The sequence below is a fragment of the Priestia sp. BR_2 genome (assembly GCF_041954005.1).
Taxonomy (GTDB): domain Bacteria; phylum Bacillota; class Bacilli; order Paenibacillales; family Paenibacillaceae; genus Paenibacillus_AQ; species Paenibacillus_AQ lautus_A.
Genome location: NZ_JAVFHM010000188.1, coordinates 174,774 through 201,763 on the forward strand (window position 1 = coordinate 174,774; position 26,990 = coordinate 201,763).

Below are 26,990 nucleotides of genomic sequence, written 5' to 3' on the forward strand. Positions count from 1 at the left end.
CGGCAATCGTCATGAGCTGCCCCGCAGATCGAAATGCTGCGGGGCAGCGTGATTTCGAACGGTGACGAAAGGCTTTATTCATACGATCAGCTTCAACGGAGAAACAATCCGAATTCGTAGTGATGAATGTACAACTATAAACCAACAGGAGGCAGCAATCATGGGAAACATCAAAGTCACGGTATGGAATGAATACCGGCATGAGAGACATAATGAACAGGTAGCCGGCATATATCCGAATGGGATTCATCGTGCGATAGCGGATCATCTCGAACAGGTGGAAGGTTTGGAAGCAGCCACCGCCGTACTGGATGAGCCGGATCACGGATTGACCGATGAGCGGTTGGCGAACACGGATGTACTGCTGTGGTGGGGCCATCTGGCACATGACGAGGTCCGCGACGACATCGTCGAGAAGGTTCGGCAGCGGGTGCTGGACGGCATGGGATTGATCGTGCTGCATTCCGGTCACGGCTCCAAAATCTTCTCCAGGCTCCTTGGCACGAATACCGGGATGCTGAAATGGCGCGACGACGGCGAGATCGAGCGTTTATGGGTCGTTGAACCGAGCCATCCGATTGCGCAGGGGCTGGGTGAATATATCGAGATTCCGCGGGAAGAAATGTATGGAGAGCGGTTCGAAATTCCGGCGCCGGATGAGCTTGTGTTCGTCTCCTGGTTTGAAGGCGGGGAAGTGTTCCGAAGCGGGTGTTGTTACAGGCGCGGCAGAGGGAAGCTGTTTTATTTCCGTCCGGGCCACGAAATGTTTCCGGTCTACCACCAGCCCGAAATTCTGCAGGTGATTACCAATGGCGTGTTCTGGGCCGCTCCAGTTGAAGGAGCTAAAACGGCTTACGGGCGGGTGGCGCCCATCGCTCCTGTCGCACAATCCTAATGAGAGACCAAATATGAGGAGTGTTCTAACGATGAATAAATTTCGAATCGGCTTAATCGGTTTGGGCGGGATGGCGCAGGAGCACATCCGCTGGATGAATGCAGAGAATGTCTATCAGTTTGTGGCCGTGAGCGACGTCAACGGGGAAGCGGTGGCCAGAGTGGGCGATCAGCTGGGGATCGAGGAAGGGAAACGCTATGCGGATTTCAAGGATTTAATTGATGATCCTGACGTCGATGCCGTCATTTCGGTCACGCCCAACAACGTGCACGCTGATATCATCAGCGCATGCTTGCAAGCCGGCAAGCCTTTTCTGGCGGAAAAACCATTCACGCGAGTCTTCGAAGAAGCCATCTCCTTGCTGGAGCTGTATGAGAAACAGCCCGTTCCCGCCATGATCGGATTTACGTACCGATATACGCCCGCATTTCGTTATGCCAGGGAACTTATCCGTACGGGCAAGCTGGGGACGATCCGTCATTTCTCCATTCAGTATTTGCAGGGGTTTGGCGTGCCGAACCAGCAGGTTCCCTACATGTGGAGATACAACAAAGCCATCACGGGGACGGGAACGCTGGGAGATCTCGGTTCGCATATGATTGATATGGCCCGTTTTCTGTTTGGAGAGTTCGAAGAAATCACGGCCCAGCTACATACCATCATCCCGGAACGCCGGGACCCGGTGACGGGAGCCATGGCCAAGATCGAGGTCGATGATTTTGCCAGCTTCCAGGCCCGGATGACCGATGATATTATGGGCGTATTCCAGACGTCACGCAATGCATTCGGTTCAGGCAATCAGCATGAAGTGTCCATTTATGGCGACCACGGAACGGTCCACGCGAGCACATTGGATCCGGAGCGGGTGGTGTGGATTCGCGAAGAAGAGCCCGGGCAGCTCGCCAGAACGGCAATGGAAGTGCCGCAGCATTGCAAAGTCAAGCAGTATGCCGATTATGCCGCGATATTGCGGGGAGCGCCTGCCGACGGAGTGCCCGGGTTCATGGACGGATACCGGAATCAAGAGGTGCTGGATGCAGTCGTCAGGTCAAGCGAGACCAAAACGGTGGTTGAGCTGGGCAAATCCATCGGCCAACGGATTCAGAGTTTGTCATAACGTCTTGCCCATCCAAATATAGAGCGCCATCAAACTGAACAGAAACAGGCAGAAGTTAACGCCCACAAACAATCCGCGTTTAACGGGCGAGCGATGGAACTGAAAAGGGGTACGCAGTTCCCCCGTGCCTTCGATCAGGAACAGGATCAGCACCGTGTGAATGATCATATGGCCGATCACTTCCTTGTAACCGAATACAAGGCTTGTCATAATAAAAATGCCGGATACCAGCAGTGCCGTGAACCGGTTCATGATGCCTACGATGAATGCCCATGCCAGTCCGATTTCAACAAAAGCGCTAATCATGACAAAATGCTCAATGGTAAAACCGAAGGTAGGAAGTCCATAGCTGCCCATAACCGTGCAAGCGAGCTCGGGAATGGTCAGCTTTTCCATGGCAAGCCAAGCGAGGGACATGCCTGTGCATATATACAAGACCGGGGCTGCCGATCTTTTGATGGGAGTGCCGCACACAAACAGATAATAAACAATGCCGAGATAGAGCAAATAATCGATGGAATGAAAAAGACCGTAGGATAAGGACGCCTGAATATAGAGCAGGAATAGGATGGCGCCGCTCACCGGCAAGGTGCGTTTATAGAGAAGGCACGCTGCGGCTGCGGATAGGCCGAGGATGATCCACATGGAATTGGTTCGGAATTCGGGGGCGAGGTAAGAGCCGCTCAGTAGCTGCAGCACCAGCCCGATGGCCAGCCCAATACGCAGAATCACCTCGGTGTGGGGCCTAAGCCTGTGCAGCCATCCGTGGATTCGCACGACGGGCCGCATCTTTCCCAAGGGATCGTGCAATGCGCATGTGAGCAACAAGATCAGCAATGTAAACGCTAACCAAAACAGGAACGTCAGCGTAACGATACGGGGAAAGGGCAGAGGGACCCATTCAAAATTGTCCGTGAACCATTTGACATGAATATAGATGTTGCTAATCTTGGAGAAATGCATTACCATTCAATAAGTTCCTCCCTTAACCAACTCTAGTCACCTATCCAAGATAATACATATTTAACTAAAAAAGTATATTGTTGGATGAATATATCCCTGATAATGATAATATTATCCCTTAGCGAGCATACCTGGGCAGCGTTAGACATTACAGTCGTAGCAAAAAAGCCGATCCGGAAGGATCGGCTTTTTTGCTATGGTCCTGTGTTAATTTTTTTTACTGCAGAATGCGACTTAAAGACTGGCCCAACCCGGCTAAGGAAGCTGTGTTTCGGCAACATAACGTTCAATGGTTTCATAAGGCAGATGATCGTTAATCAGACGACCGTAATGCGCGATTCGTACGATACCGCGCTCGTCGATCACAAATTCCGCCGGAATGCGGTTGAAATTCGAACCTTCCTCCGGCGTCAGCTTGAAGCCAGCCGCTTCAGCTTCGTCCGTGTACTCATGGACATTCGGCTGAGCTAAGGTCGCTCGTGTTTTATCTGCCGAGGTTTCGACTCCGTACAGGGCGTAGAGCTCCGCATTCGGATCGGCAATAAGAGGAAAAGGAGCATCCTGCTGACCAACATATCGGTGAAGAGCGGCTTCAGACGATTCGAAGAAGCAAATGACATCGAGATGATACGGATCCTGCCACTGAGGATAACGTTGAATAAACTGATGCACCCGCAGATTGCATAAGGCACAGGCGGCGTTGCGGAAAAAAGCGAGGAGCACTTTGCGTCCTCGGTAGGCTTCGAGTGAAACGATATTTCCATTCTGGTCTACACTTTGAAACAATGGGGCATATTCTCCGGATTGAAGCCAGTTGCTCATATGGATTTCCTCCTGAATTAACGGTATTTTATAGGCGGGATGCCTATAACCAATGTACCAGGCGGAATTCCATGACTCTGTGACCAAGTCACATAGTGGGTTCTGTTAAACAACCGCGGTTCAGAATTTTCACCCAGCCTCGTCCCGTTTCCAGCCAACCGTTATTTTGGAAACGTCCCAGTGTACGGGAGACCACTTCTCTTACGGAACCGATTTCATCGGCAAGCTCTTGATGGGTGGTGTGCACCAGCGGATTATCATCCGACGTGACGGCAAGCAGAGCCTTGGCCAGGCGCTGCTCAAGCGGCAAAGACTGCCTCTCCTGCAGGATGTCCGCCATTCGCAGCGTTCCTTCAAGCAGCCCGCCAAAAACAGCGCTTCGGATGGGTTCATAAACCTGCAGCCAGCGCAAAAAGCTGCTTTTCAGCACGTATAGCACCTCTACCTCTGACTCGGCAATGAGGGTGCCGGGATAGTCCCGCCCGCCGAGTCCACTGAGGACGAGGAGCGAACAAACTTCACCGGGGGATAGTTTGTTTAACACCGCCTCGTTGCCATTCTCGTTGATGATCGTGATACGGGCGGTTCCGCTGATCAGGAACATGCCGTACATCGCGGCATCCTCCCGATGAAAGATCCTTGATTTGGCTTTAAAATGTTTTGTAAAAGCCTTAGCTTCCATCCATTCTTCTGGCGGTACGGCTTTCAAATAAGGAAAGATGTCGGTTATCTGCTTATCATTCAGTTCAGGCTTCATGGTTGGTTTCCACCTTTCGGTCATCATGCACGCGCATGCGATACAACTATGTTATATAGTTAACATTTCAAGCTGATAAAGTTCAAGGGGATATATCTGATTTCATGAAGAAGAACTCCTTCATCAACGGTTTGCTATAATGATGTGAGTAAACGGTTCTAGTAAGGGAAAAGGGTGAAGAAGATGGATGAAACGGAATACATAAGGGAAACACCCGCGAAGATCGGGAAAGGACAAGGAGCGGTGATCATGCTGCAGGGCACGGCTTCGGATGTAGGCAAGAGCATCGTAACCACCGCGCTGTGCCGTATTTTTCTGCAGGATGGTTATCGCACGGCTCCGTACAAGTCGCAAAATATGGCGCTTAACTCCTACGTGACGCTCGATGGCAAGGAGATCGGCAGAGCGCAAGGCGTGCAGGCCGAAGCTTGCGGCATAGCCGCAACAACGGACATGAATCCGATCCTGATCAAGCCGATTAAAGATATGCATTCCCAAATCGTGGTCCACGGAGTGCCCGAAATGCAGATGAGCGCGATGGATTACCGGACGCAGTTTCTGCCGAAGGCCAAAGGGATCGTTTTGGATGCGCTGGACCGGCTCCGGGAGAAGTACGATATCGTGGTCATGGAAGGCGCGGGAAGTCCGGCGGAGATCAATCTCAAGGATCGGGATATCGTGAACATGAATTTGGCAGGATGGGCGGATTCGCCGGTCATTCTGGTTGCGGATATCGACCGCGGGGGCGTGTTCGCCTCGATTGTAGGAACGCTCGAACTCCTGGAGCCCCATGAGGCGGCCAGGGTCAGAGGGTTCATCATCAACAAATTCCGCGGGGATTTGGCGCTGTTGAAGCCGGGACTGGACTGGCTTGAAGAACGGACAGGCATACCGGTGCTTGGCGTCCTTCCTTACATTCAGGACATGCGAATCGAGGCCGAGGATTCCGTAGTGCTGGATGAGCTTCAATATCAAAGACAGGAAAAACGCGACCTTGATATTGTCGTTATCCGGTATCCGCGCATTTCGAATTTTACGGATTTCGATGCGCTTCGCTGGGAGCAGGATGTCGTCGTTCGCTTCGTCCAATCGGTGGATGAGCTCGGCACACCGGACGTCATCATTTTGCCCGGTACGAAGGATACGATCGGCGATTTGGGGTTCATCCGGGATCGGGGCCTGGCGGAGGCGATTTTAAGGTTGACGCAGACGCGGGATGTGCAGCTGGTTGGCATCTGCGGAGGATATCAAATGCTGGGCGAGCGGTTGTCGGATCCGCATGCGGTGGAAGGCAGCGCCCGGGAAGCGGCGGGACTTGGACTGCTGCCGATGCGGACAGCTTTTTCAAAGCAAAAAAAGACCGTTCGCGTAAGAGGGGAATTATCACAGGACCATCCTTTGCAGTTCGTTTTATCGGATACGAAGGCTCATTCCGCAATAGGGGCCTACGAAATCCATATGGGCGTCACCGAAAGGAGCACGGAGCCTGGCGGATCAGAACACCGAACGTTGTTTTCGATTGAAGCAGATTCCGCGGATTCTTTGGAAGCCGGAGAAGATATTCAAGCACATCCTGAAGGTTTAGCCACCGCCGATGGACGCATCTGGGGGTGTTATCTGCACGGCTTGTTTGACAACGATGCCTTTCGCAGGTCCTGGCTGAACGGCATTCGGGTAAATAAGGGACTGGATGCCATTTGTGAAACGTTCCAAGCGGAAGAACGCAAACTCGCAGAATACGACCGTGTGGCGGACATCGTGCGGAATCATGTGGATATGGAGAAGATTTATGAAATCATCGGCTGTACGCACCGAGCCATAGGGAATAGATCCTTTAGTTTGGGCGATAGTGAAGAATAGGAGGATAACACCATGCGGGCGGCATGGTGTTATTTGCGTGGAGCGCGCAAATGGATCAGGTGCTATTTTAGAAAAAAGTTGATTAATTATAGGATAGGGGGGTATACTAATTACAGAAGCGGATGATAAGTCATCTTACAGCATATCCAATGAATGGAGTGATAGCGCATGTTGAATAAGAAGGGTACTGTGCTAACCTTAACGAGCATACTTGCAATTGGATTAATGACATCATGCGATAATGCGAAGCAGGCCCCGGATACAGGCGGCCACGGCCACGGCGGGAACCATAATCAGGAAGCCGTAAATCCGGAAGAGAACGGGCACAGTGGGCACGGAGGCGGGCATGAGAAGGCCTCGAACAACTACCAGGCTGAATTTACATGGAATGAACCGGCAAACGCAGGCACCGAAACAGAGTTAACGATTCAGATTACGGACAACAACGGTGGACCCGTCCAGGAATTTGATGTCAATCATGAGAAGCTGCTGCATCTGATCATCGTGAATCGCGATTTGTCATTTTTCAACCATATCCATCCCGATTACAAGGAGAACGGCGAGTTTACCGTGAACACCACGTTTCCCGCCGGCGGCGAATATAAATTGATTGCGGATTTCGTGCCGAAGGGCGCTGGAGGGAGCACGCTCAGCGAATGGGTTCAGGTGGAGGGAGAAGAAGGAGAACCTTCGGCCATTGAGCCTGACTCCAGCCTGATCAAACAAGTCAACGGCAAGGAAATCGAACTGAGCCTGAGCAATGCCTTATCGAATGAAGAGGTCGTGCTCACCTATCATATTCAGGATGCGCAGACGAAGCAGGGAATCAGCAATCTGGAGCCTTACCTAGGCGCGGCCGGTCATGTTGTCATTCTGTCCGCAGACGCCGAGAAGTACATCCATGTGCATCCTCTTGACGAATCGAGCACCGGTCCCAAAGCGGAGTTTGCGACTACCTTTCCGCATAGCGGCATCTACAAAATCTGGGGACAATTTCAGCATCAAGGTGAAGTGATGACCGTGCCTTTTGTTGTTGAAATCAAATAATTTTTGTTTAAGGAGTGATCGACATGACAGAGCCATTGAAAATCTACACCATACCCACTTGCAGCGATTGCCATCATGCCAAGCGTTACTTCAAGGAGCAGCAGGTTCCGTACACGGAATATGATTGCACGCAGAATCCGGAATATCCGGAAGAAGTGAGACGTCTGACGGGAAAACAGATCGTGCCTACGATCGTTATCGGCGACAACGTATTTATCGGATTTGCCGATAACTTTCAGGAAATCAGGGAATTGATTAAATAAGCTAGGTTCATGGATATAAAAAAAAATGAAGCAGGGATCGGGTGGACTGCCCCCCGTTTGTGAGACAGGGAGCAAAACACCTTGCAAGTTTAAGCAGCCAGTTGCCGGAAATGAAACGGCGACTGGTTGTTTAGTTTTGTTTGAATGCGAATTGAGTTATAGTAAGTAATGTAGTCTCGAATGGTCTGCTCGACGATGGCCGTCGTCGTACAGGTTAAACCTTCGAGATAGAACGTTTCAGACTTTAGCGTGGAATGAAACGATTCAATGGGGGCATTATCAGCGGGCGTACCCTTGCGGGACATGCTCATGGTAATGCCTTTTCCCTTTACAGCTTCTTGATAAGCCTGAGATGTGTAGACGCTGCCCTGATCGCTATGGAGCATGGTGCCCGGCAGAGCGGGCAGCTGACCCAGCGTGTCCAGGACAAACCCGGTGTCTTGCTTGTCAGAAATACTGTACGCCACAATCTCACCGTTAAACAAGTCCAAGATACTCGACAGGTATAACGTTTTTCCGCCAAACGGTAAATACGTAATATCTGTAACGAGTTTTTGCATGGGGGCATCGGCTGCAAATTGGCGCTTTAACAAGTGTTCTGCGATATAAGCTGGCTGGCCTGTAGGTTTGCGTTTCTTCACCTTGACACGACATTGGAGCCCCTCACGCTGCATAATCCGCTGCACGCGTTTATGGTTAATCTTACGCTCCATCCGAAGTAGAGCCGTGATCTTCCGGTATCCATAACGAAATTTATGCTGACTACAGAGTTCTCGAATCTTCTCTACCATGTGATCTTTACATGGGTTCTCGTAGGCGTCCTTCCAGCGATAGTAGGTGGAGCGAGAAAGCCCGATCCATGCACACGCTTGAGTTACACTGACTTCTCCTCGAACAGACTCAACCCACTCCACTACAGCCTTTGGCGACACCTCCTTTGCATTTCCACGAACTTTTTTAGCAGATCTAATTGTTGCTTCAAAAACCGATTTTCCGCCTGCACCTTCTCGAGTTCTGATGCATATTCAGGGCCTTTACCGTAGCTGTATTGTTTACCGACAGGTTGCTTCAACCGGTTCCATTGGCCGCTGCGATACCATCTCATCCAGGTCTCCACTTGTGTCTTATTTCGTATGTTCAGTTGGTCCATGACTTCTTTCACTGGAATGCCATCCAACCTCATTTCAATAGCTTTCTTTTTCACTTCTACTGGATAGCTGACTCTCGTTGCCAACGCAAAAACACCTCCATAGTTGTCCCCATATCTTACGACATGGTTGCATTCTCTTGAAGGTGTTTTTAATCTGTCTCACGTTATGGGGTCAGTCCCCCTTGACGAATGGGTTCGGGTGCTTCTTTGTTTTAGTTGTAGAGGAAGGCTGTTTTTCCGGGCATCTGTACCTACGGGAACTGAAAGTTTAACCAATGTTAAGTTTCTGTTTCAATGCAGGTTCATTTCGTCAGATATACTATTTATAACATTGGGTTTGAATATTAAGGAGGTTTGAATATGGTAGATGTTTCTAGGTTCCTGTTGAATGGGGAACATCGCAAGCTGTACGAGCTGTTCGGAGAGGATTTGCGTTCACTTGCAACGATCGAACAATTTGAAGCGATGGCAGTGGAGTATACGGCAGGCGTAAAAACGTTCCATATCACGTTGGACGACACGCTCAACAAAATCCGATTGATAAACTGGATGGATGATAGCGGGCAAAAAGGCATTCAAGCGATGATCGATGAAACGGGTACCATTGTAGGGCTTATGCTATCGCCTATTGAGAGATTTCCTGAATCGGATGCCAAGCAAACCGTCACGGTTTTCCAAGCTCCGTTTAAGGGAAAATGGTATGTGTTCTGGGGCGGCGAGAATGTTACGGATAATTACCATTACGCAGAGGAAAGCCAGCGGTACGCAATAGACGTCATCAAGACGGAGAACGCCATGTCCTATGAAGGAGATCCAGCCAAGAATGAGAGTTACTTCGCGTTTGGAGAGGAGATTCTTGCTGGTGCCCGCGGGAAGGTGGTGGGTATCGAGAATAACATCAGGGACAATGAGCCTGTGGGTGAGACATACGAAACCAAGCCCGTCGGCAACTATGTCATCATCGATCATGGACATTCAGAATATAGCCTATATGCACATTTAAAGCAGGGATCGGTATGCGTGAAGGAAGGCTCTGAGGTCGAAGCAGGGGATCTGATAGGTCTATGCGGAAATTCCGGCAACTCAACCGAAGCGCATTTGCATTTTCAAGTGTCGGATCATCCGGATTTGTTTTGGGTTAATACGAAATCTCTTAATATTAACTGGCTTGGCGATATCAAGGTAAGACGAGGCCAAGTTGTATATGGCGGGGGTTGAACGCTGGATATAACAAAAAGCATGGGCCTGAATTCTCAGGTCCATGCTTTTGTTCGATTCATGAATAAGCAAGCGATTCTTGTTAAGTTTGTATTTAGCTGCTGCAGCCGCCTCCGCAGCTGCTGCAGGACGAACCGCTGCTGCAAGAGGACCCGCTGCTGCAGGAGGAACCGCCGCCTGATGAACCATCGTTTGACGATCCGTCATGGGAATCCGAGCCGCCTGAGCCGCAAGCCGAAGCATAGGTGCAGGAGGAGCTGCTGTTGTTCTTATGAAGCTCGCGCTCATCCGGGATCATATGATCAGTGAATTGATCCGGTGCATTCCAGGCAAAATAGACGGCCGCTGCCAGGAGCACATCGCTATTCTGAAAGTTGACCCTCTTCTCTTGACGCCCCGGCTCGGTTTGAGCGGTTCTGACCCGATCCTGCAGATCCCGGATCATAGCATCAATGGCCATGCGTGCTGCAGGAATTTTCTCATAGGTCCAGGCATTAAAGCGCTTCTGGCCATGATTCACGGCAAAATGGGGGGAGGTGCAAAGGTCCAGCTCTTCACGCGGCAGCGGGACGCGGAAGAAAGCTCCCCATAGCTTGGCACTGTATCCATGCCAGCCGAATAATTGCACATATACGGTATCGAACCAGGCGCGTTCATTCGGAATCGGCACTTGTTCGGTACCGGTGTTGGGAGCATGGTGAAGCATCCGGCCAAGAAAGCGGTCCGAGAATTGTTGATATTCGTATGTATACATCAGCATTTCATGCCAGACCTCATCGACGTCCTTGCTGAACATCGGTACGCGGTCCAATACGGCGCACATGATAAAGAAACGTTTAAGCTCCTGCCATCTCCATTCATATTCCTGTTCGGACATGTCCGGATGCTCACTCATCACGCGCTGTTTCAGCATGCTCTGATAAGTATCGGGCAGCGCAGCCTCCAGTCTGCCGACAAGCTCGTTTGCCGGGCTTCCGGCCTTGACGATCGGCGGCAGCCCCGGTATTTTCCCTCGCCGAGGCTTATTTCCCTTAGGGACCAGCTGGCTATTTTGTTTGCGTAACGAGCGTTTAACGAAAAAAGAAATAATCCATACATCCACCACGATGAATACAATGAGCAGTATCCAGGTTGTTGAGTTCATACATGCTCCTCCTGTCTATTTTGGTATGCGGAGGCGGGACTATCATTTCTCTCCATGTGTAAATTATTGCAAATGTATCGCAGGTTGGCAATCGAAATTCTGGATTCGGGCATAGCGGCCATAACTTGAATATAGGGTGTTCTTTATGATACATTCCGTGTGTGCCGGAGAGTTGGTTGATGATGAAGGTCTACGATCATATGGGACGGCAATTATGTTTACTTATAGGAGCATACATATGTTAACAGGTTGGAAACTATCTGTATTAGGTATTATTATTGTAGGCATTACAGGCATTATAGCGTCCGTTACCGGTCTGATCGAGCCTGGCCGTGCCGCCGCACTCTTCGTGGTATTCGTGCTTTTTATCGGGGCGCTGGAGCTGCTGGAACGAATGAAGAGCCGCAGGAAGAAGAAGGGAGACATGCGATCTTCCAAGTGAGAATATGAAGACGGCAAGGAGGGAGCTTGTGAATTGGGTAGCCGTACAGCCGTACTACAAAATCAACCGAATCGTGGACGGCATTGAACAACGAACGGAAGAGCAAGGTCGGGAGATGTTCCTGTACGAGGATCGAATCGTAACCAAATACCGGGAGTTTCCGATCCGGCAGGTGTTTGACCTGTCCTATCGGCCGATGGGAGACGGCGGAGGTTTCTTGTACCTGCATACCCAGCAAGGGGTGTATTCGTACACGGTGAAGGAGGATCCGGGGTCCTTCATTTCGGCATTTAAAAATCTCTGAACGAGCATAATCCCAAACAAACCTGGTCTCAGGTCCAGTTCATATCCTCGTCTACAGCACGTTTGCGAAAGCCGCGTTGTCATATAAGCTGATATATATTCCAGGGACGGATTAGGGGGCCAGGGCGTGGATACGCTATTGAATTTTATTGAACAAATCGGGCATTACGCATTATTCCTCGTATTATGCCTGGGATTGGTCGGGCTTCCCGTGCCGAATGAAGTCGTGGCCATGACTGGCGGAGCGTTGGCGGCATCCGGGATATTATCGCCGGCCCCGTCTTTTATCATGACATTTCTCGGCGTGTGCTCGGGATCGACGGTCGGTTTCATGCTTAGCCGATTTACCGCCAGCAAGCTGTTAAACCGCGTAGGGGAAAAGTCGAAGATTCGCCAGTTTCTCGATGTATCCGAACGCTTGACCCGCCAATATGGCAATTATGCCATATGCATTAGCGCCTTTTTGCCCATCCTGCGCAATGTTACTCCGTATGCGGTCGGGATGAAGGGAATGCCGTATCGCCGGTTTGCGATCTACTCGTATACCGCGTCCTTGGTGTGGACCACCGGTTATTTTTCTTTGGGCATGTTTGTAGGCGATCAGGTCGTCGATCATATTGGCGTGCTGATTAACCGGTACGGATATTATGCGGCTGGAATCGTTGCGGCGCTGGCCGTCATCCTGATCATTTCGTGGTGGATGCGAAGAAATAAACGAAGCAAGGAGAATAATGAGATCCAATTTCATGGATAGTCCCACGGATTGGGTTCTGCGATAGCTTAAGGCTGATCCGGCAAGGTCTCGGGTGAATGGCGAATGATTTTCACGTATTCCCGGGGAGAGAACAAGGGGGATCCTCCTTGGGAACGCTTCATGTGATATACGCCGTTTGACGGGTTTTCCTGTAGGTAGGCGGACTGCGTGCGTAGATTCATCACGATGGCCGCCGTCAATATCATGAGAAAGACGAAGGCGCAAACTGCCGCTTTTTTGATCATCATGGGAACCACTCCTTTACATACAGTAATTTCCCGAGAGCCTCCACTTCATTCCCCGACATACCCTTTGACAAAGCTTTGATCTCAAGATATACTGATTTTCAGTGTGATTCGAAAAAATACCATATGGTTTTACCTGGAGGAGCCTGCCAACAGCGGGCTCTTTTTGTGTTTTTTTGGACTTATGCCTAAATTATGGGGAAATACTACTAATGAAGGAAAAATCGGACTATAGGAGGAGTAGACTTTGTCTTTGCTGCACATCGCCGTTTTGGCACCTTTTATCGTAGCGCTTGTGGTTATGCTGACCTACAAGCTCATCGGCCGCGTCCACACCGGATGGGTGGTTTTGCCGGTCCCGGTTGCCCTGTTCGCCTATTTTTTGGGAGTTATCCCAACCATTCAGGGAGGTGAACAGCTCCAAGCCGTCCTGGAATGGATTCCAAGCGCGGGAATAAACTTTACCGTTTATTTGGATGGATTAAGCTTGATTTTTGCACTATTAATATCCGGCATTGGTTCACTCGTTGTCCTGTACTCTATCTTTTATATGGATAAAAACAAGGAAGCGGTTCACAGATTCTATGTGTACCTGCTTCTGTTCATGGGCGCCATGCTGGGCGTCGTGCTTTCCGATAATTTGATGGTGCTGTACGGCTTCTGGGAACTGACCAGTATCTCGTCCTTCCTGCTGATTGCATTCTGGCATCATCGGGACCGCTCCAGATACGGAGCCTTAAAATCCATGCTCATCACCGTATTCGGCGGACTTGCCATGTTCGCGGGGTTTATCCTGCTTTATGCCATGACGGGCACCTTTAGCGTACGGGAGATCGTCGCCGATGTAGGGAGCATTGCCGGAGATGCGATGTTTATTCCGGCCATGATTCTGATCCTGCTCGGGGCCTTCACCAAGTCCGCGCAATTTCCGTTCCATATCTGGCTGCCGGATGCGATGGAAGCACCGACCCCGGTAAGTGCTTATCTGCACTCCGCGACCATGGTGAAGGCCGGGATCTATTTGGTGGCCAGGTTTAGTCCGGTGTTTGCCGGGCAGGCATCCTGGTTCTGGATCGTAGCGATTACGGGCTTGACCACGCTGATTTATGCTTCGATCCGCGCGATCAAGCAGACGGATCTAAAAGCGCTCCTGGCATTCTCCACCATCAGCCAATTGGGGCTGATCATGAGCTTGCTCGGCTTGGGCTCTGCCGCCGCTTATTATGGAGGCGGCGTGGACACGCTGCTCTACGCGAAAGCGACGACGGCGGCCATCTTTCATCTGATGAATCATGCCATATTCAAAGGCGCCTTGTTTATGGTCGTCGGCATCGTGGATCATGAGACGGGCACCCGGGATCTGCGGAAGCTCGGCGGGCTGATGTCGCTCATGCCGATTACGTTTACCGTGGCGGTCATAGGGGCTTTTTCCATGGCCGGCTTGCCTCCGTTCAACGGATTCTTGAGTAAAGAGATGTTCTTTACGGCAGTCCTTCAGGCCTCTGACATGAATTTCTGGAATGCAGAGACCTGGGGCATACTGATCCCGGTCGTCGCCTGGATTGCCAGCGTGTTTACGTTCCTGTACAGCATGATCCTGGTCTTCAAAACCTTTACCGGACGCTTCCAGCCTGAAAAGCTGGAGAAGAAGCCGCACGAAGCCCCGCTGGGAATGCTGATTCCACCGGTCATTCTGGCATCGCTCGCCACCGTGTTCGGTTTGTTTCCGAACCTGTTGTCCCAAACGCTCATCGAACCGGCGATGGCCGCGATTCATCCAGGGCTGCTCGGGGCGGAGGATCGTTTTCACGTACACATCGAAATGTGGCACGGCTGGACGACGGAGATTTTCATGACCATCGGCATCATTGTTCTCGGTACCGTGCTGTATAAAATTCACGGCAGAGCTCGAATATTGAATACATCGCTGATGAAGCGATGGACATGGAACAAGCTGTATGACGGGGGATTGAGAGTCCTAGAAAGAGGCGGCGAAACGCTGACCTCAACCTACATGACAGGCTCTCTCCGTCATTACGTGATGTATATCTTCGTGTTTTTTATAGCCGTTCTTGGCGGGGGGCTTCTGTTGGTCGACAATATCGGTTTTGATAGGACCGCTTACGCGCCGATGTCCTTCTATGAGGCCGTCGCCATACTCGGCCTGGTCATTCCGGTCATCGCGCTGCCGTTCGTCCGGACGCGGTTGATGGCGATCATATTGACCGGTGCTGCCGGTTACATGGTGACTTTGTTCTTCGTCCTGTTCCGAGCGCCGGATTTGGCGCTGACCCAGATGGTCGTCGAGACGGTATCCGTGATGCTGTTCCTGCTCTGTTTCTATCATCTGCCGAAGCTGAAGCGGGAGAAGGTGCCGATGAGCTTAAAATGGAGAAATCTGCTTATTTCGGCAGGCGTCGGTGCTGTCGTAACCTTGATCGCCCTGGCTGCGAGCAGCGGCAGGACCTTCGACTCCATTGCGGATTACTTCATTCAAGAGAGCTATCGCTCCGCCGGCGGCAAAAATATCGTCAACGTCATTCTGGTGGATTTCCGCGGCTTTGATACCCTGCTTGAAATTACGGTTCTGGGCATTGCATCCCTTGGAATTTATGCCTTGATCAAAATCGATTTGGGAGAAGGGATTCTGGGAGAGCGGGATCGTTATGAAGGGGCATATCTGCCCAACAGCAATGATGTCATTCTTCGAACCGTATCCAAGGTGGTTATCTTTATCGTGGTAACCTTCTCCTGGTTCCTGTTCAACTCGGGACACCATGAGCCGGGCGGCGGATTTATCGGAGGACTGATGACCTCTGCGGCACTGGTTCTGTTATCCATGGCTTTCGGCATGGATATGACCCGCAAGATCGTGCCTTTCGAGTTCCGGAAGGTTATGGCGGCGGGACTTGCCATCGCCCTGCTTACAGGGATCGGCTCCTTTGCTTTTAACGCACCGTTCTTAAGTCATTCCTTCGGTTATTTCAACCTGCCGCTGCTCGGGAAAACGGAGCTGGCTACTGCGGTTCTCTTCGACCTCGGCGTTTATTTGGCCGTAGTCGGCGTGACGATGACCATCATCAATTCGATCGGGAGGGATAACTGACCATGGAACTATACATGTCGCTTGCCATTGGAATTATTTTCGCGGTTGGGATCTACCAGATCTTATCCAAGAGCCTGCTGCGAATCATTCTTGGCACTTCGCTGTTAACCCACGGCGTCCATCTGCTGCTGCTCACCATGTCAAGGCTGAAGACCGGAGCTGCGCCGCTGCTTGGCGAAGAGGCCTCCTCTTACGTTGATCCGGTTCCGCAAGCATTGATTTTGACGTCCATCGTCATCAGCTTTGGCGTCACGTCGTTCTTTTTCGTACTGGCTTATAAAGCATATCAACGTTTGGGCACGGACAACATGGAGGAGTTAAGGGGGATGGACGATGAATAACGTGATTGTGCTTCCGCTCCTGATTCCTTTGGTTACGGCCGTCATGCTTATTTTCTGTTCCAAATACGTCCGCGCGCAGCGGTGGATCAGCGCGGTTAGTATTCTAATCAACCTGCTTTGTGCCCTGTTCATCGTCAACCAGGTGAGTAACGAAGGCATCCAGACGCTTCATATGGGCGGATGGCAGCCCCCGTACGGGATCGTGTTCGTGGCGGACATGCTGGCCGCACTGCTGGTGCTTACGACGCTGATCGTTGCGGGAGCCTGCCTGTTCTATGCTTTTCGGAGCATCGGGGAAGAGAGAGAGAAGCATTACTTCTATCCCTTTTTTCAATTTCTGCTGGCCGGCGTGATCGGATCGTTTCTGACGGGGGATCTGTTCAACCTGTTTGTCTGCTTTGAGGTCATGCTGATCGCTTCCTATGCGCTGATCGTGCTGGGCGGCACCAAGCGACAGCTGAGAGAAACCTTGAAGTACATGCTGATTAACATTATTTCATCCACCTTGTTTGTTGCAGCCGTAGCTTATTTGTACGGCACGGTTGGCACGCTGAACATGGCGCATCTGTCCCTGCGTGTGGCAGAAGTACAGCAGGACGGAATCTTGTCGGTCATTGGCCTTTTGTTCCTGATCGTATTCGCACTGAAGGCAGGCTTGTTCCTGTTCTTCTGGCTGCCCGGTTCCTACAGCGCACCTCCGGCGGCCGTAACGGCTCTGTTCGGCGCCCTGCTGACGAAGGTCGGGTTATATGCGATTATCCGAACCTTTACGCTGATCTTCCATCACGATACCGGCAACATTCACGCCGTCATCGGCTGGATGGCCGCAGCTACGCTCGTTCTGGGCAGCTTGGGCGCGGTTGCGTATAAGGATCTCGGACGCATCCTGAATTACAACATCATCATTAGCGTGGGCTTCATCGCCTTTGGTGTAGCAGTGGCCTCCTCCGATTCCTTAAACGGAGCCGTGTTCTATTTGATGCATGATATGATCGCTAAGGCGCTGCTGTTTATTCTGGGCGGTATCATCATGGCGAGCGCGGGCGCGAGCAAGCTGAGCGAAATGGGCGGCCTGATGAAGCGGCATCCCCTGGTAGGGTGGATGTTCTTCATCGTGGCGCTGGCGCTGGTCGGCATCCCGCCGCTTAGCGGATTTCTTGGCAAAGTCCTTATCGTTCGCGGCGGACTGAGCGAGGGGCATTATGCGCTGACGGGATTGGCGCTGGCATCAAGCCTGGCGGTGCTCTACTCCCTGATCAAAGTGTTTATGGGAGCATTCTGGGGCGAATTCCCAGGGCCTAACGAATCGCGGCCGGTCAGAATCCATCGGACCGCATATGCGGGAGCGATCGGGCTTGCGATCATAGTGATTGTCCTGGGGGTCGGTTCAGAATGGGTATATTCCTATACCTCCCAAGCAGGCGCCGTATTATCCGATCCGTCACTATACATTCATGCCGTATTAAAGGAGTAGTGGATATGGGCCATCAAATCCTGTTAAATATCATCATTGCCGTTGTCTGGATGTTCCTGAACAATAACTGGTCTCCCCAGCAATTCATTGTTGGATACCTGATCGGCATCTTGCTCATTTATATGCTGCGGCGCTTCTGGCCGAACGACTTCTATTTGCGCAAGCTGTGGTCCATCCTGATGCTGCTGCTCTTGTTTCTAAGCGAACTGTTTAAATCGAGCGTCACGGTCATCGGTCAGATCATAAGACCGAAGCTGAACGTTCGTCCCGGCATCTTCGCTTACTCCACGGAGCTGAAATCCGATTGGGAGATCACGGTGCTATCGTGCCTGATCTGCTTGACGCCAGGAACGCTTACCCTGGAAGTGTCGCGCGAGGGTCAGACGCTTTATATTCATGCGATGGATATCGAGGACGTCGAAGAGCTGTCGAATCAGATTCGCGGCACCTTCGAACGGGCGATCAAGGAGGTGACCCGCACATGATCCAGAGCATGCTGATTGCTTCGCTGGTGATTTTGTCGCTTGCCATCCTGGGCTGCTTGTATCGCTTGATCAAGGGACCCTCCATGAACGACCGGATCATGTCGCTGGATACGATCGGAATCATCCTGTTGTCCATGATCGCTGTGTTGTGCATGCTCTTCCGCACAACGGTCTATTTCGACATCATATTGCTGATCGGAATTCTAACGTTTATCGGAACGACCGCACTCGCCAGATATATCGAAAGGGGTGACGTCATTGAGCGCACAAACGATGAGTCAGATCGGTGAGTTTCTGATTGCGCTGATGGTGCTGCTCGGAGCTTTACTCGGCGCATTGAGCGCATTCGGCCTGATTCGCCTGCCGGATGTGTACATGAGATCCCACGCAGCCACGAAGAGCGCTACCCTTGGCGTCCTCTTTATTCTTGCGGGCGCATTTCTATATTTCACCTTTTACTTGGAGCATGTCAGCGCGAAGCTGCTGCTGGGGATCGTGTTCGTTTTCATTACGGGTCCGGTTGCCGGCCACTTGAACGGGAGGGCGGCTTACCGGTCTGGGGTATCCATGTGGGAGAAAAGCGTTCATGATGACCTGAAGCCTGCTCTCAAGCGCGAACGTGAACGCATGCGCGATTCCCTTAAGGCCGAACATTCCGAGAAAGGATGACCGCAAACCGTAAACAAGTTCCCGATGAATAATGGAGAAGATGAGATGGGCTTTCCAAGCATATGGGAAGCCCATCTCTGGTTGCATGCCTGGCTCACGAGTATCATTCCGTGGTAAAATTGACCAAAACGGGTTCGCGGAGTGATGGGATATCACGCTAGGGAAGCTGATCCTGAACAAGGAGAATGTGTACAGATGGTATTGGATACAGATCAAACGAAATTAAGAGAGCTGTCTTCCTTTCTTGCCCGAATGAATGGGGATCGTCATCATCATGTCGGATATTGCGGCGAACAGGAAGGGGAGATTTATAGCACGCTGCTGGAAGATTTTTCGGAAAATGGCCGGCTGAGCAGCCAGCGATTTACCGTGATCTATGATCAAGATCAGATGGTAGGCGCATTGGGTTTCGATGTGGACGAAGAAGAGGGAACTGCTGAGATATGGGGACCTTTTATCGATGCGGAAGGCGAGCTTTGGCATCGGTTGGCGAAGGAGCTATGGGTTGAAGGAACAACGAAGCTGAATGGCAGCGTATCACGCTATTTCGGATTTTATAATGCAGCTCATCTGTCCGCTGCGAGGTTTATGGAGGACAAAGGGGGAAGAAAGACAGGCGTGCATCATGTACTGAGATTCCAAAAATCCACCTTGTTAACGAATGCCGCGCCTGGATTGCAGGATATCACGCCCGAGTATTGGGATGAGTTCGCGGATCTGCATGGCAAGGCCTTCCCGAATACCTATCTCAGCTCGGAGTCTATTTTGCGGAAGCTGGATGAGGATCACCGGCTCTTCATACTTACGGAAGATGGCCGTTTCGCCGGGTATGTGTATGTGGAGGGAGACCCCGAATTCCAGGAAGGAAGCATAGAGTACATTGCGGTATCCGAACATTTCCGGCGCAAAGGCTATGGCCGGATCCTGCTTGATCAAGGGCTCCATTATTTGTTCCAGGTCCTGCAGCTGGAAGAAATCTCGCTATGCGTGGACCAGGACAATGCAGGGGCGCTCCAGCTGTATCATCGTGCGGGCTTTGAGACGGTGCATGAACTGGCGGCATACGTATTGGAGCGAACATGATGATTTCCAACATAGCACGCTCATAAATAACAAGACCCGCCATCCCAGCAATCGGGACCGGCGGGTCTTCTTGTTAAACATCTAACGCTTCGTCTTTTTACTGCTGATGACGACGCTTCCGGACTGATCATCGTGATGGTAACGGTTTTCCATCTTTTTGCCGGCCAGCCACAACAGCCAGAGGACGACGGCCGCGATAAGAATGCGCCAAGGCTGCTGGATAAAGGCCTGCCAGTCATGTCCGATGAATGCCACCATGAAGATCATTACGGATTTGCCTGCCATAACGGCGATCGTGAACGTTGTAGCCGATACCGTGCTGATGCCGGATGCGATATTGATCAGCGAGGAAGGCGTAAAGGGAAAGCAGTACAGGATGAAGATCGGCGTAAAGCCCTTTTCTTCAATCCAATGGAAGAAACGCTGGGAACCCGGCATTCTTTTTTGTATAAGCAATCCCAGTTTGCCTCCCAGCTTGCGAACAATCCAAAACACCGTGACGGATCCAAGGCAAACGCCGATCCAGGACAGCAGGAATCCCCACCATAAACCATAGGCTGCGGAGTTTCCCATCACCAGGACGATGAGGGGCAGAAAGGGGAGAAACGCCTCTATAAATGGAAGCAAAATACCCGGAATGGGACCCAGCCGCGAGTACTGCTGCAGCCATCCCTGCACTTGATCCATGTCAATTTCTTTCATATGGGTCCACACGTTCTGAAGCCATTCCAACATGATGAGTAAATCCTCTCCCTGCCTGGGGTAAATTATGTATTTTCTCGTCGATCGCGGATGGAATATATTATAGCATAACCGGAATCAATATTATAAATTGCAAGTATTGGCCCTGCCTGGTTCCAGTCGATTCGGTCATGCCCTGCAGCGATGGTTCAGGAATAGATCGAAAGGTATATGGGGCGGGACTGTACTCCTTATGTCCGGGGGACCCGGTCATGGTCTGAAAGATCCATGTGACATGGTGTGTCAACATTGACACGCCATTCCTTTTTTTAATACAATGGTTCTTCGACAGGCTTTAGCGTGTGAAAAATGATACAAAAGGAGAATGGCATGGTCAAAAATCACAAAAAACTGACAGTCGGCGAAATTCTGAAACGGTTCATCTTTATCACCGTCGGTGCAATTCTGATGGCCGTGGCGCTTGAGATCTTCCTGGTGCCCAACGAAATCATCGACGGTGGAATTACCGGTATTTCCATCGTATTATCATCGATTACGCCCATCAAATTGGGGGTGTTCCTGTTTATCATCAACTTACCGTTTCTGTTTATCGGTTACAAGCAAATTGGCAAAACGTTTGCGTTTTCCACGCTGTACGGGATCGTGGTGCTGTCGGTGGCGACAACCTTCCTGCATCATGTAGATCCGTTCACGAACGAGAAGATTTTGGCGGTATTATTCGGCGGATTGGTTCTGGGCCTCGGGGTCGGTCTTGTCATCCGTTACGGCGGTGCGCTTGACGGGACGGAGATCGTAGCCATCCTGCTGTCCAAGAAGCTGCGAATGCCGGTCGGTCAGATCATCATGATCATCAACGTTTTCATATTCATTACCGCAGGGTTTGTATTCGGTGCAGATTCGGCGATGTATTCGATCTTCTCATACTACATAGCGGCAAAAGTGATGGATATTGTGGTAGAGGGCTTGGACGAGTCCAAATCCGTTACGATTATATCCAACGAATATGAGGAAATTTCGAGTGCCATCATGCAGCGTCTGGGACGCAGCACGACCATGATCTATGCTAAGGGCGGATATTCGAAAGAGGACACGCAGATGATTTATTGCGTCATCACCAGGCTGGAGATTGCGAAGCTGAAGACCGTGGTGCAGGAGATAGACAAGAACGCATTTATTTCGATTCAAAATGTCGCGGACGTGCTGGGCGGAAGCATGGCAAAGTCCGATATTCATTAGGGATACGTTTAAGCTATCGTCTTGATATGCTGATTAACGAAGCGGCCCTCTGCAGATAAGTTCTGCAGAGGGCCGCTGTTTTAGTTATCGGCAATCCGCCGATCACTTCCGTACTTCAAAAAACTCGCATTCGTCCCGTTTGTGATAGCCGAGCGAACTGACGCTGGATTGCGTAATGACGGTATCGTCGGTGAAACGGATGACAAGACTCCCGGAATCAATCAAATGATTATCCTTGAAGATGCGTATACGGATCTGCTGCTCCATGACTTCTTGAAAGTCCTGGTCGGTCAATAACGGTCTGACGATCGGCATGGATGACCAACTCCTAACGTAAAAAGGTGGTTTGATTGCGATAACGTCCTATGCTAAAGGGGGATTGGTATGGCATTTGCGGCAGACAGGGAAGTAGGTATCATTCCCGCCGATCAGGATCTGTTCGCCGGCATAGACGGGCTTGCCGTCGATGACGCGAAGGTTCATGATCGCTTTGCGCTCGCAGAACCAGCAGATCGTCTTCATTTCCTCGATTTTATCGGCGTAAATCAGCATCCAGCGGCTGCCTTCAAACAGCTCGTTGCGGAAGTCGTTCTTTAGACCGAAGCCCATGACAGGCACGTTAAGCTCATCGACGATTCGAACGAGCTGGAGGATGCTGTCCTTGGACAGGAACTGGCATTCGTCAACAAGAACGCAGTAGGGCTTAGGCTGATGATCCTTCACGATCCCGTAGATATCGGTCGTATCGGATATAGGTATCGCTTCACGGCGGAGGCCGATTCGCGACGATACATAACCGACGGCATCCCGGTCATCGAGAGCGGACGTAAAGAGAAGCACCGGTTTGTTCTGTTCTTCGTAGTTATGGGCGACTTTCAAAATCTCGATGGATTTACCACTGTTCATGGAGCCGTACTTGAAAAATAATTGAGCCATGCTTTCGTTCCCTTCCTATAGGTGCAATGTTGCTTTTATAAGCGCAATGGTGCAAATTTCGTTATTCTTACTATATAAGATATGACATGCAGAGTATATTGTCGCATTATTGGGCGGTATTTGTCCATTGCTGGTGTTGAATATATTCTGACAAACCTGTTACCAGGGAACGAAAAAAAGGTTTGACAACCATTACCAGCAGTTGTAATATAACGGCATACCAAATGAATACCAAGATTATCGACCAGATAACTGGAGATATCACGCAAAGGAACAAGTACGACGGTTGAGCGTACTTTGATCAGCGTGATATCTCTTTTTTTTACCTTTTAACCAAGTAAACAGGTGTGAATAATTATAATAGGGGATGGTGAGGAAAATGTCAGCAGACACATTGATTATTGAACAGGTAAACAAAATTTTTCAAGCCCCGACAGGGAATGTTACGGCGCTGAAAGGCATTGACTTGCGGGTTCGTAAAGGGGAATTCATCACATTGATCGGACCGAGCGGCTGCGGGAAGAGCACCTTGCTCAAAATCGTTGCGGGCCTGGATACGTCGTACGAGGGAAGCGTCCTGCTGAATGACAAGCCGATATCGGGCCCAAGCATCGAGAAGGGGTTTATTTTTCAAGAGCCGCGCTTGTTTCCATGGCTGACGGTGGAAAAGAATATCGCAGGCAATTTATCGCTGAAGCAGAAGGACGTCCGGAAAAAGGTGGATGAATTCATTGAGCTCGTTCGGCTGAAAGGCTTCGAGAAGGCATATCCCAGGGAGCTGTCGGGAGGGATGGCCCAGCGGGTAGCCATCGCCAGGGCGCTGCTGCGGAATCCGGACGTGCTGCTGCTGGATGAACCTTTTGGCGCGCTGGATGCGTTCACTCGCTCCCATATGCAGGAGGTGCTGCTGGACATCTGGCAAAATAACCGCACGACCATGCTATTTGTTACCCATGATCTGGATGAGGCTGTGTTTCTTGGCGAGCGGGTCGTCATTATGAACCCGAGACCGGGTCATATTCGTTCCATCCTGCCGATCGATCTGCCGTTTCCGCGGAAACGGACCGGATCCTCCTTCCAGGAGCTGCGAACCAAAGTGCTGCGAGAGTTCGAGAAAGTGGAAGAACCGGAGTTCGATACCGGTGCAGGAATTTAATCGGTCCAGGGTTGTCGAGCGTCAAACGAAATGAACGATAGAGAACGAGAACAGGGGGAGAGAATCTGATCATGAATACAAAGAAAAAGAACGTCGCCATTATGCTATTGCTTATCCTTTCCGTCTTCGCATCCGGCTGCGCCGGGGCAAACAGCCAGCCCGCGGCTGAAGCCGTCAAGAAGGGAGCAGACGGCAAATACACAGATTTGACCGTACGGCTCGGGGTCCAGGGAAGCGGCGGTTTGTTCGGCAAGGCGCGCGAGGAGAGATGGTTCGAGGAGGAGTTCGGCAAGCTAGGCGTCAAGGTGGAGTGGGCAGAGTTTCAGAGCGGCCCTCCCATGACCGAAGCGATGGCTTCGAATCGTCTGGACTTTGCGGGGCTCGGCAATATGCCGATTATCGCCGCCCAGGCGGCCGATATTCCGTTTAAGGTCATCTCCCAGAGCTTGCACGGCCAGAAGAATGTGGCCATCATCGTGCCGCCGGATAGCACTGCGCAGACCCTCAGTGATCTGAAGGGAAAGAAGGTAGCGGTAACCAAAGGGAGCAATGCCTTTAACTTTTTGTACCGGGGATTGGCGGATCAAGGACTCAAGGTATCCGACATCGAAATCATTCAGCTTCAGCCCGACGAAGCCCAGCCTGCATTCGAATCGGGAGGCGTCGATGCTTGGGCAACCTGGGACCCGTACATTACCTTGAACACGCTGACAGGCAAAGGCAACGTGCTGGCGGACGGCGAGCAGCTTGGCGTCCTGTCGCCTTCGTTCAATATCGTGCGGAAGGATTTTGCCGATCAATATCCGGATTTGGTCACGCTCTATCTGACCGTGCTGAACAAGACTCTCGCCTGGGAGAAAGAAAACGAAGCGGAGGCGATTAAACGTTACGCCGATGAGCGCGGCATCCCGCAGGAAGTCATTCAAGGCACGTTTGACCGTTCAAGGTCGATCAACATTCCCGTAACGGATGACATCATCGCGGAGCAGCAGAAAACCGCCGACTTCCAATTCGAGCAAAAAACGATCCGCAAAAAAATCCAGGTCAAAGAGGTGTTTGATAATCAGTACATTGAGGCTGCAACCCAATAAGCGGCACATCATCTGAAATTGAAAGGAGGTAGCGCTTATGCTCCCGGAAGGGATCAGCAAAGGGGCGGTTGTCGTGACCGCCGACCCCGTCGAAACCCGTCTCCGTCCTAAGCGGATTGACCGCAGGTTCCTGTTTAAACTTACCCATGCATGGATCGGCTGGCTTGTTCCGCTCTTTATCATCATCGCGTGGCAGGCGGCTGGGGCCATGGGTTGGCTCAATCCGATCCTGCTTCCGACTCCGCTCGATATCTGGAAGGAATTCGTTCATTTAACAAGCTCCGGCGAGCTGATTCGGCATTTGGGCATCTCATCCTGGCGAGCGCTGCTCGGGTTTCTGCTCGGCGGCAGCCTCGGTTTGGCCGCGGGGATATGGGTTGGTTTCTCGTACAAGGCCGAGCGGCTTGTCGATCCTACCTTGCAAATGCTGCGGACGCTTCCCCATCTGGCCATTGCGCCGCTGTTCATTCTATGGTTCGGATTCGGGGAAACCTCGAAAATCCTGCTTATTGCCAAGGGCTCGTTCTTTCCGCTCTACGTGAACACATTCCTCGGCATCCGCTCCGTGGACAACAGGCTGTTTGACGTAGCCCGCGTCCTGCAATTCAGCCGTTGGGATATGATCCGCAGGCTGATCGTTCCCGCTTCGCTGCCCCATATTTTCCTCGGCATACGCCTCTCGATCGGGGTGGCATGGCTTGGCCTGGTTGTGGCGGAGCTGATGGGTTCCAGTACCGGCATCGGTTATATCATCAATGATGCGCGTTCCTTCTCCTGGACCACGGTGGTCTTCGTCGGAATTTTGGTGTTTGCGCTCGTCGGGAAGCTGTCGGATTACCTCGTCAAAGGGCTCGAAGGCAGACTTCTGCGTTGGCAGGACAGCTATAAGGGAGGCGACCCGTCATGAGAAGTCATGCAGACACTTCAGAAACAGGGGGGCGGGACTGGCTGAAGGCCATTCCAAAGCCCCTCCATGCCTGGCTTGTGCCCGCAGCGATCTTGGCTTTATGGCAGGCAGCCGGCGGATTTGGCTGGATTTCGGCGTCCCTGCTGCCTACTCCGCTTACGATAGCCAAGCAATTCGCGAGTTTGGGGGCCAACGGCGAGCTGTGGGAGCATTTTCGGATCAGTCTCCTTCGAGCGCTATCGGGCTTTTTGCTGGGCGGCTTGACGGGGCTGGCTCTGGGATTGTCCACGGGGCTTGGCAAAATGGCGGAGCGTACGCTGGACCCTTCATTTCAAATGCTGCGTACCGTACCACTATTATCGCTGATTCCGCTGTTTATTCTATGGTTCGGCATCGGGGAATTCTCGAAGATTCTCATGATCTCCCTCGGAGCCTTTTTCCCGATCTATGTAAATACCTTCCTTGGCATTCGCAGCGTGGATGCAAAGCTATATGAAGTATCGAGGATCTTTCAATATTCAAAGCTGCAGCTGCTGATCCGGTTGATCGTACCGGCTGCACTGCCGAACATCTTGCTTGGCATCCGCCTGTCGCTCGGCGTTTCCTGGCTTGTGCTGGTCGTAGCGGAGATGATGGGGACCAGCGCGGGCATCGGATACATGATTCAAGACGCCCGAGCCTATTCCCAAACGGACATTGTGTTTGTAGGCATTGTTATTTTTGCGGTCGTGGGCAAGCTCTCCGATTCCGTTGTACGCCGGCTGGAATCCAGGCTGCTGGGCTGGAGAGAGACATATAAGGGCTGATCAAGGATGGTTGGCTGA

The 26,990-nt window shown here is 51.4% G+C and carries 30 protein-coding genes; 21 read left to right on the plus strand and 9 right to left on the minus strand.

Annotation, left to right across the window (positions count from 1 at the left end; translation table 11 throughout):
* Positions 1-160: 160 nt before the first annotated feature.
* Entirely contained in the window at positions 161-895 is a 735-nt protein-coding gene (locus tag RB298_RS11115; RefSeq protein WP_096773184.1) for a ThuA domain-containing protein, read from the plus strand.
* Between the two features lie 31 nt (positions 896-926).
* Positions 927-2,012: a Gfo/Idh/MocA family protein gene (locus RB298_RS11120; RefSeq protein WP_486047071.1), complete on the plus strand. Its 1,086-nt coding sequence runs from the start codon at positions 927-929 to the stop codon at positions 2,010-2,012.
* On the opposite strand, the gene RB298_RS11125 is transcribed toward RB298_RS11120, so the two are convergent.
* The 3 genes from RB298_RS11125 to RB298_RS11135 all read right to left on the minus strand — a co-directional run bounded on the left by RB298_RS11125 (position 2,007) and on the right by RB298_RS11135 (position 4,554).
* On the minus strand, positions 2,007-2,981 hold the full coding sequence (locus RB298_RS11125) for a hypothetical protein (RefSeq protein ID WP_096773186.1): 975 nt from the start codon (positions 2,979-2,981) through the stop codon (positions 2,007-2,009). The genes RB298_RS11120 and RB298_RS11125 overlap by 6 nt on opposite strands.
* Positions 2,982-3,230: 249 nt before the next feature.
* The gene (locus tag RB298_RS11130) at positions 3,231-3,797 is read right to left on the minus strand and encodes a redoxin domain-containing protein (protein ID WP_486047072.1); all 567 of its coding nucleotides are present in this window, start codon (positions 3,795-3,797) and stop codon (positions 3,231-3,233) included.
* 88 nt (positions 3,798-3,885) lie between these two features.
* Positions 3,886-4,554 (minus strand): Crp/Fnr family transcriptional regulator, encoded by a 669-nt coding sequence (locus RB298_RS11135; RefSeq protein WP_176502369.1) that lies wholly within the window; start codon positions 4,552-4,554, stop codon positions 3,886-3,888.
* Between the two features lie 183 nt (positions 4,555-4,737).
* Here RB298_RS11135 and RB298_RS11140 point away from each other — a divergent pair, with 183 nt between their 5' ends.
* The 3 genes from RB298_RS11140 to RB298_RS11150 all read left to right on the plus strand — a co-directional run bounded on the left by RB298_RS11140 (position 4,738) and on the right by RB298_RS11150 (position 7,724).
* The gene (locus RB298_RS11140; RefSeq protein ID WP_486047073.1) at positions 4,738-6,414 is read left to right on the plus strand and encodes a cobyric acid synthase; all 1,677 of its coding nucleotides are present in this window, start codon (positions 4,738-4,740) and stop codon (positions 6,412-6,414) included.
* Between the two features lie 168 nt (positions 6,415-6,582).
* The gene (locus tag RB298_RS11145) at positions 6,583-7,461 is read left to right on the plus strand and encodes a hypothetical protein (protein WP_486047074.1); all 879 of its coding nucleotides are present in this window, start codon (positions 6,583-6,585) and stop codon (positions 7,459-7,461) included.
* A 23-nt stretch (positions 7,462-7,484) separates the two neighbouring features.
* The gene (locus tag RB298_RS11150; RefSeq protein WP_036665795.1) at positions 7,485-7,724 is read left to right on the plus strand and encodes a glutaredoxin family protein; all 240 of its coding nucleotides are present in this window, start codon (positions 7,485-7,487) and stop codon (positions 7,722-7,724) included.
* A gap of 89 nt (positions 7,725-7,813) precedes the next feature.
* Here RB298_RS11150 and RB298_RS11155 read toward each other — a convergent pair.
* Positions 7,814-8,958 (minus strand): IS3 family transposase gene (locus tag RB298_RS11155; RefSeq protein WP_277746525.1). Its coding sequence is split into 2 segments (ribosomal slippage): positions 7,814-8,664 and positions 8,664-8,958, totalling 1,146 coding nucleotides; the frame shifts between segments, so codons are not numbered across the junction.
* A 276-nt stretch (positions 8,959-9,234) separates the two neighbouring features.
* On the opposite strand from RB298_RS11155, the gene RB298_RS11160 reads away from it, so the two are divergent.
* Entirely contained in the window at positions 9,235-10,092 is an 858-nt protein-coding gene (locus RB298_RS11160) for a M23 family metallopeptidase (protein WP_486047075.1), read from the plus strand.
* Between the two features lie 94 nt (positions 10,093-10,186).
* Here the strand turns inward: RB298_RS11160 and RB298_RS11165 are convergent, their stop codons facing one another.
* Positions 10,187-11,236 (minus strand): glycine-rich domain-containing protein, encoded by a 1,050-nt coding sequence (locus tag RB298_RS11165; protein ID WP_486047076.1) that lies wholly within the window; start codon positions 11,234-11,236, stop codon positions 10,187-10,189.
* A gap of 238 nt (positions 11,237-11,474) precedes the next feature.
* Between RB298_RS11165 and RB298_RS11170 the strand changes: the two genes are divergently transcribed.
* From RB298_RS11170 to RB298_RS11180, 3 genes are all read left to right on the plus strand, one after another.
* The gene (locus tag RB298_RS11170) at positions 11,475-11,678 is read left to right on the plus strand and encodes a hypothetical protein (RefSeq protein ID WP_009592431.1); all 204 of its coding nucleotides are present in this window, start codon (positions 11,475-11,477) and stop codon (positions 11,676-11,678) included.
* Between the two features lie 28 nt (positions 11,679-11,706).
* Positions 11,707-11,982: a hypothetical protein gene (locus tag RB298_RS11175; RefSeq protein WP_015736058.1), complete on the plus strand. Its 276-nt coding sequence runs from the start codon at positions 11,707-11,709 to the stop codon at positions 11,980-11,982.
* 126 nt (positions 11,983-12,108) lie between these two features.
* Positions 12,109-12,735: a DedA family protein gene (locus RB298_RS11180; RefSeq protein WP_096774310.1), complete on the plus strand. Its 627-nt coding sequence runs from the start codon at positions 12,109-12,111 to the stop codon at positions 12,733-12,735.
* Positions 12,736-12,761: 26 nt separating this feature from the next.
* Here the strand turns inward: RB298_RS11180 and RB298_RS11185 are convergent, their stop codons facing one another.
* Positions 12,762-12,983, minus strand: coding sequence for a hypothetical protein (locus RB298_RS11185; RefSeq protein ID WP_486047077.1), 222 nt, complete (start codon positions 12,981-12,983; stop codon positions 12,762-12,764).
* Positions 12,984-13,227: 244 nt separating this feature from the next.
* Between RB298_RS11185 and RB298_RS11190 the strand changes: the two genes are divergently transcribed.
* The 7 genes from RB298_RS11190 to RB298_RS11220 all read left to right on the plus strand — a co-directional run bounded on the left by RB298_RS11190 (position 13,228) and on the right by RB298_RS11220 (position 20,138).
* The gene (locus RB298_RS11190; RefSeq protein ID WP_486047078.1) at positions 13,228-16,086 is read left to right on the plus strand and encodes a Na+/H+ antiporter subunit A; all 2,859 of its coding nucleotides are present in this window, start codon (positions 13,228-13,230) and stop codon (positions 16,084-16,086) included.
* A gap of 2 nt (positions 16,087-16,088) precedes the next feature.
* Positions 16,089-16,427 (plus strand): Na(+)/H(+) antiporter subunit C, encoded by a 339-nt coding sequence (locus RB298_RS11195; protein ID WP_096774307.1) that lies wholly within the window; start codon positions 16,089-16,091, stop codon positions 16,425-16,427.
* Positions 16,420-17,901 carry a Na+/H+ antiporter subunit D gene (locus RB298_RS11200; protein ID WP_375120193.1) on the plus strand — a complete coding sequence of 494 codons (1,482 nt, stop codon included), beginning with the start codon at positions 16,420-16,422 and terminating at the stop codon, positions 17,899-17,901. The genes RB298_RS11195 and RB298_RS11200 overlap by 8 nt, the downstream gene beginning before the upstream one ends.
* Positions 17,902-17,906: 5 nt before the next feature.
* On the plus strand, positions 17,907-18,386 hold the full coding sequence (locus RB298_RS11205; RefSeq protein WP_096774305.1) for a Na+/H+ antiporter subunit E: 480 nt from the start codon (positions 17,907-17,909) through the stop codon (positions 18,384-18,386).
* Positions 18,383-18,676: a Na(+)/H(+) antiporter subunit F1 gene (locus RB298_RS11210; RefSeq protein ID WP_009592424.1), complete on the plus strand. Its 294-nt coding sequence runs from the start codon at positions 18,383-18,385 to the stop codon at positions 18,674-18,676. Before RB298_RS11205 ends, RB298_RS11210 begins: the two co-directional genes overlap by 4 nt.
* Entirely contained in the window at positions 18,660-19,055 is a 396-nt protein-coding gene (gene mnhG, locus RB298_RS11215; RefSeq protein ID WP_486047247.1) for a monovalent cation/H(+) antiporter subunit G, read from the plus strand. The genes RB298_RS11210 and mnhG overlap by 17 nt, the downstream gene beginning before the upstream one ends.
* A 195-nt stretch (positions 19,056-19,250) precedes the next feature.
* Positions 19,251-20,138: a GNAT family N-acetyltransferase gene (locus RB298_RS11220; protein WP_486047079.1), complete on the plus strand. Its 888-nt coding sequence runs from the start codon at positions 19,251-19,253 to the stop codon at positions 20,136-20,138.
* Between the two features lie 81 nt (positions 20,139-20,219).
* On the opposite strand, the gene RB298_RS11225 is transcribed toward RB298_RS11220, so the two are convergent.
* A complete protein-coding gene (locus RB298_RS11225) occupies positions 20,220-20,873 on the minus strand; it encodes a TVP38/TMEM64 family protein (protein WP_192571426.1) in 654 nt (217 codons plus the stop codon).
* Between the two features lie 336 nt (positions 20,874-21,209).
* Between RB298_RS11225 and RB298_RS11230 the strand changes: the two genes are divergently transcribed.
* Complete coding sequence (locus RB298_RS11230; protein WP_009592439.1) at positions 21,210-22,076, plus strand: YitT family protein; 867 nt, start codon at positions 21,210-21,212, stop codon at positions 22,074-22,076.
* A gap of 102 nt (positions 22,077-22,178) precedes the next feature.
* Here the strand turns inward: RB298_RS11230 and RB298_RS11235 are convergent, their stop codons facing one another.
* Positions 22,179-22,391 carry a hypothetical protein gene (locus RB298_RS11235; protein WP_009592426.1) on the minus strand — a complete coding sequence of 71 codons (213 nt, stop codon included), beginning with the start codon at positions 22,389-22,391 and terminating at the stop codon, positions 22,179-22,181.
* A 48-nt stretch (positions 22,392-22,439) separates the two neighbouring features.
* On the minus strand, positions 22,440-23,012 hold the full coding sequence (locus RB298_RS11240; protein ID WP_036661246.1) for a thymidine kinase: 573 nt from the start codon (positions 23,010-23,012) through the stop codon (positions 22,440-22,442).
* Between the two features lie 379 nt (positions 23,013-23,391).
* Here RB298_RS11240 and RB298_RS11245 point away from each other — a divergent pair, with 379 nt between their 5' ends.
* The 4 genes from RB298_RS11245 to RB298_RS11260 all read left to right on the plus strand — a co-directional run bounded on the left by RB298_RS11245 (position 23,392) and on the right by RB298_RS11260 (position 26,972).
* Positions 23,392-24,168, plus strand: coding sequence for an ABC transporter ATP-binding protein (locus RB298_RS11245; RefSeq protein ID WP_096774302.1), 777 nt, complete (start codon positions 23,392-23,394; stop codon positions 24,166-24,168).
* Between the two features lie 71 nt (positions 24,169-24,239).
* Positions 24,240-25,259, plus strand: coding sequence for an aliphatic sulfonate ABC transporter substrate-binding protein (locus RB298_RS11250; RefSeq protein WP_096774301.1), 1,020 nt, complete (start codon positions 24,240-24,242; stop codon positions 25,257-25,259).
* Positions 25,260-25,296: 37 nt separating this feature from the next.
* Complete coding sequence (locus RB298_RS11255; RefSeq protein WP_486047080.1) at positions 25,297-26,166, plus strand: ABC transporter permease; 870 nt, start codon at positions 25,297-25,299, stop codon at positions 26,164-26,166.
* Entirely contained in the window at positions 26,163-26,972 is an 810-nt protein-coding gene (locus RB298_RS11260; RefSeq protein WP_096774299.1) for an ABC transporter permease, read from the plus strand. The genes RB298_RS11255 and RB298_RS11260 overlap by 4 nt, the downstream gene beginning before the upstream one ends.
* The last annotated feature ends 18 nt before the right edge of the window (positions 26,973-26,990 follow it).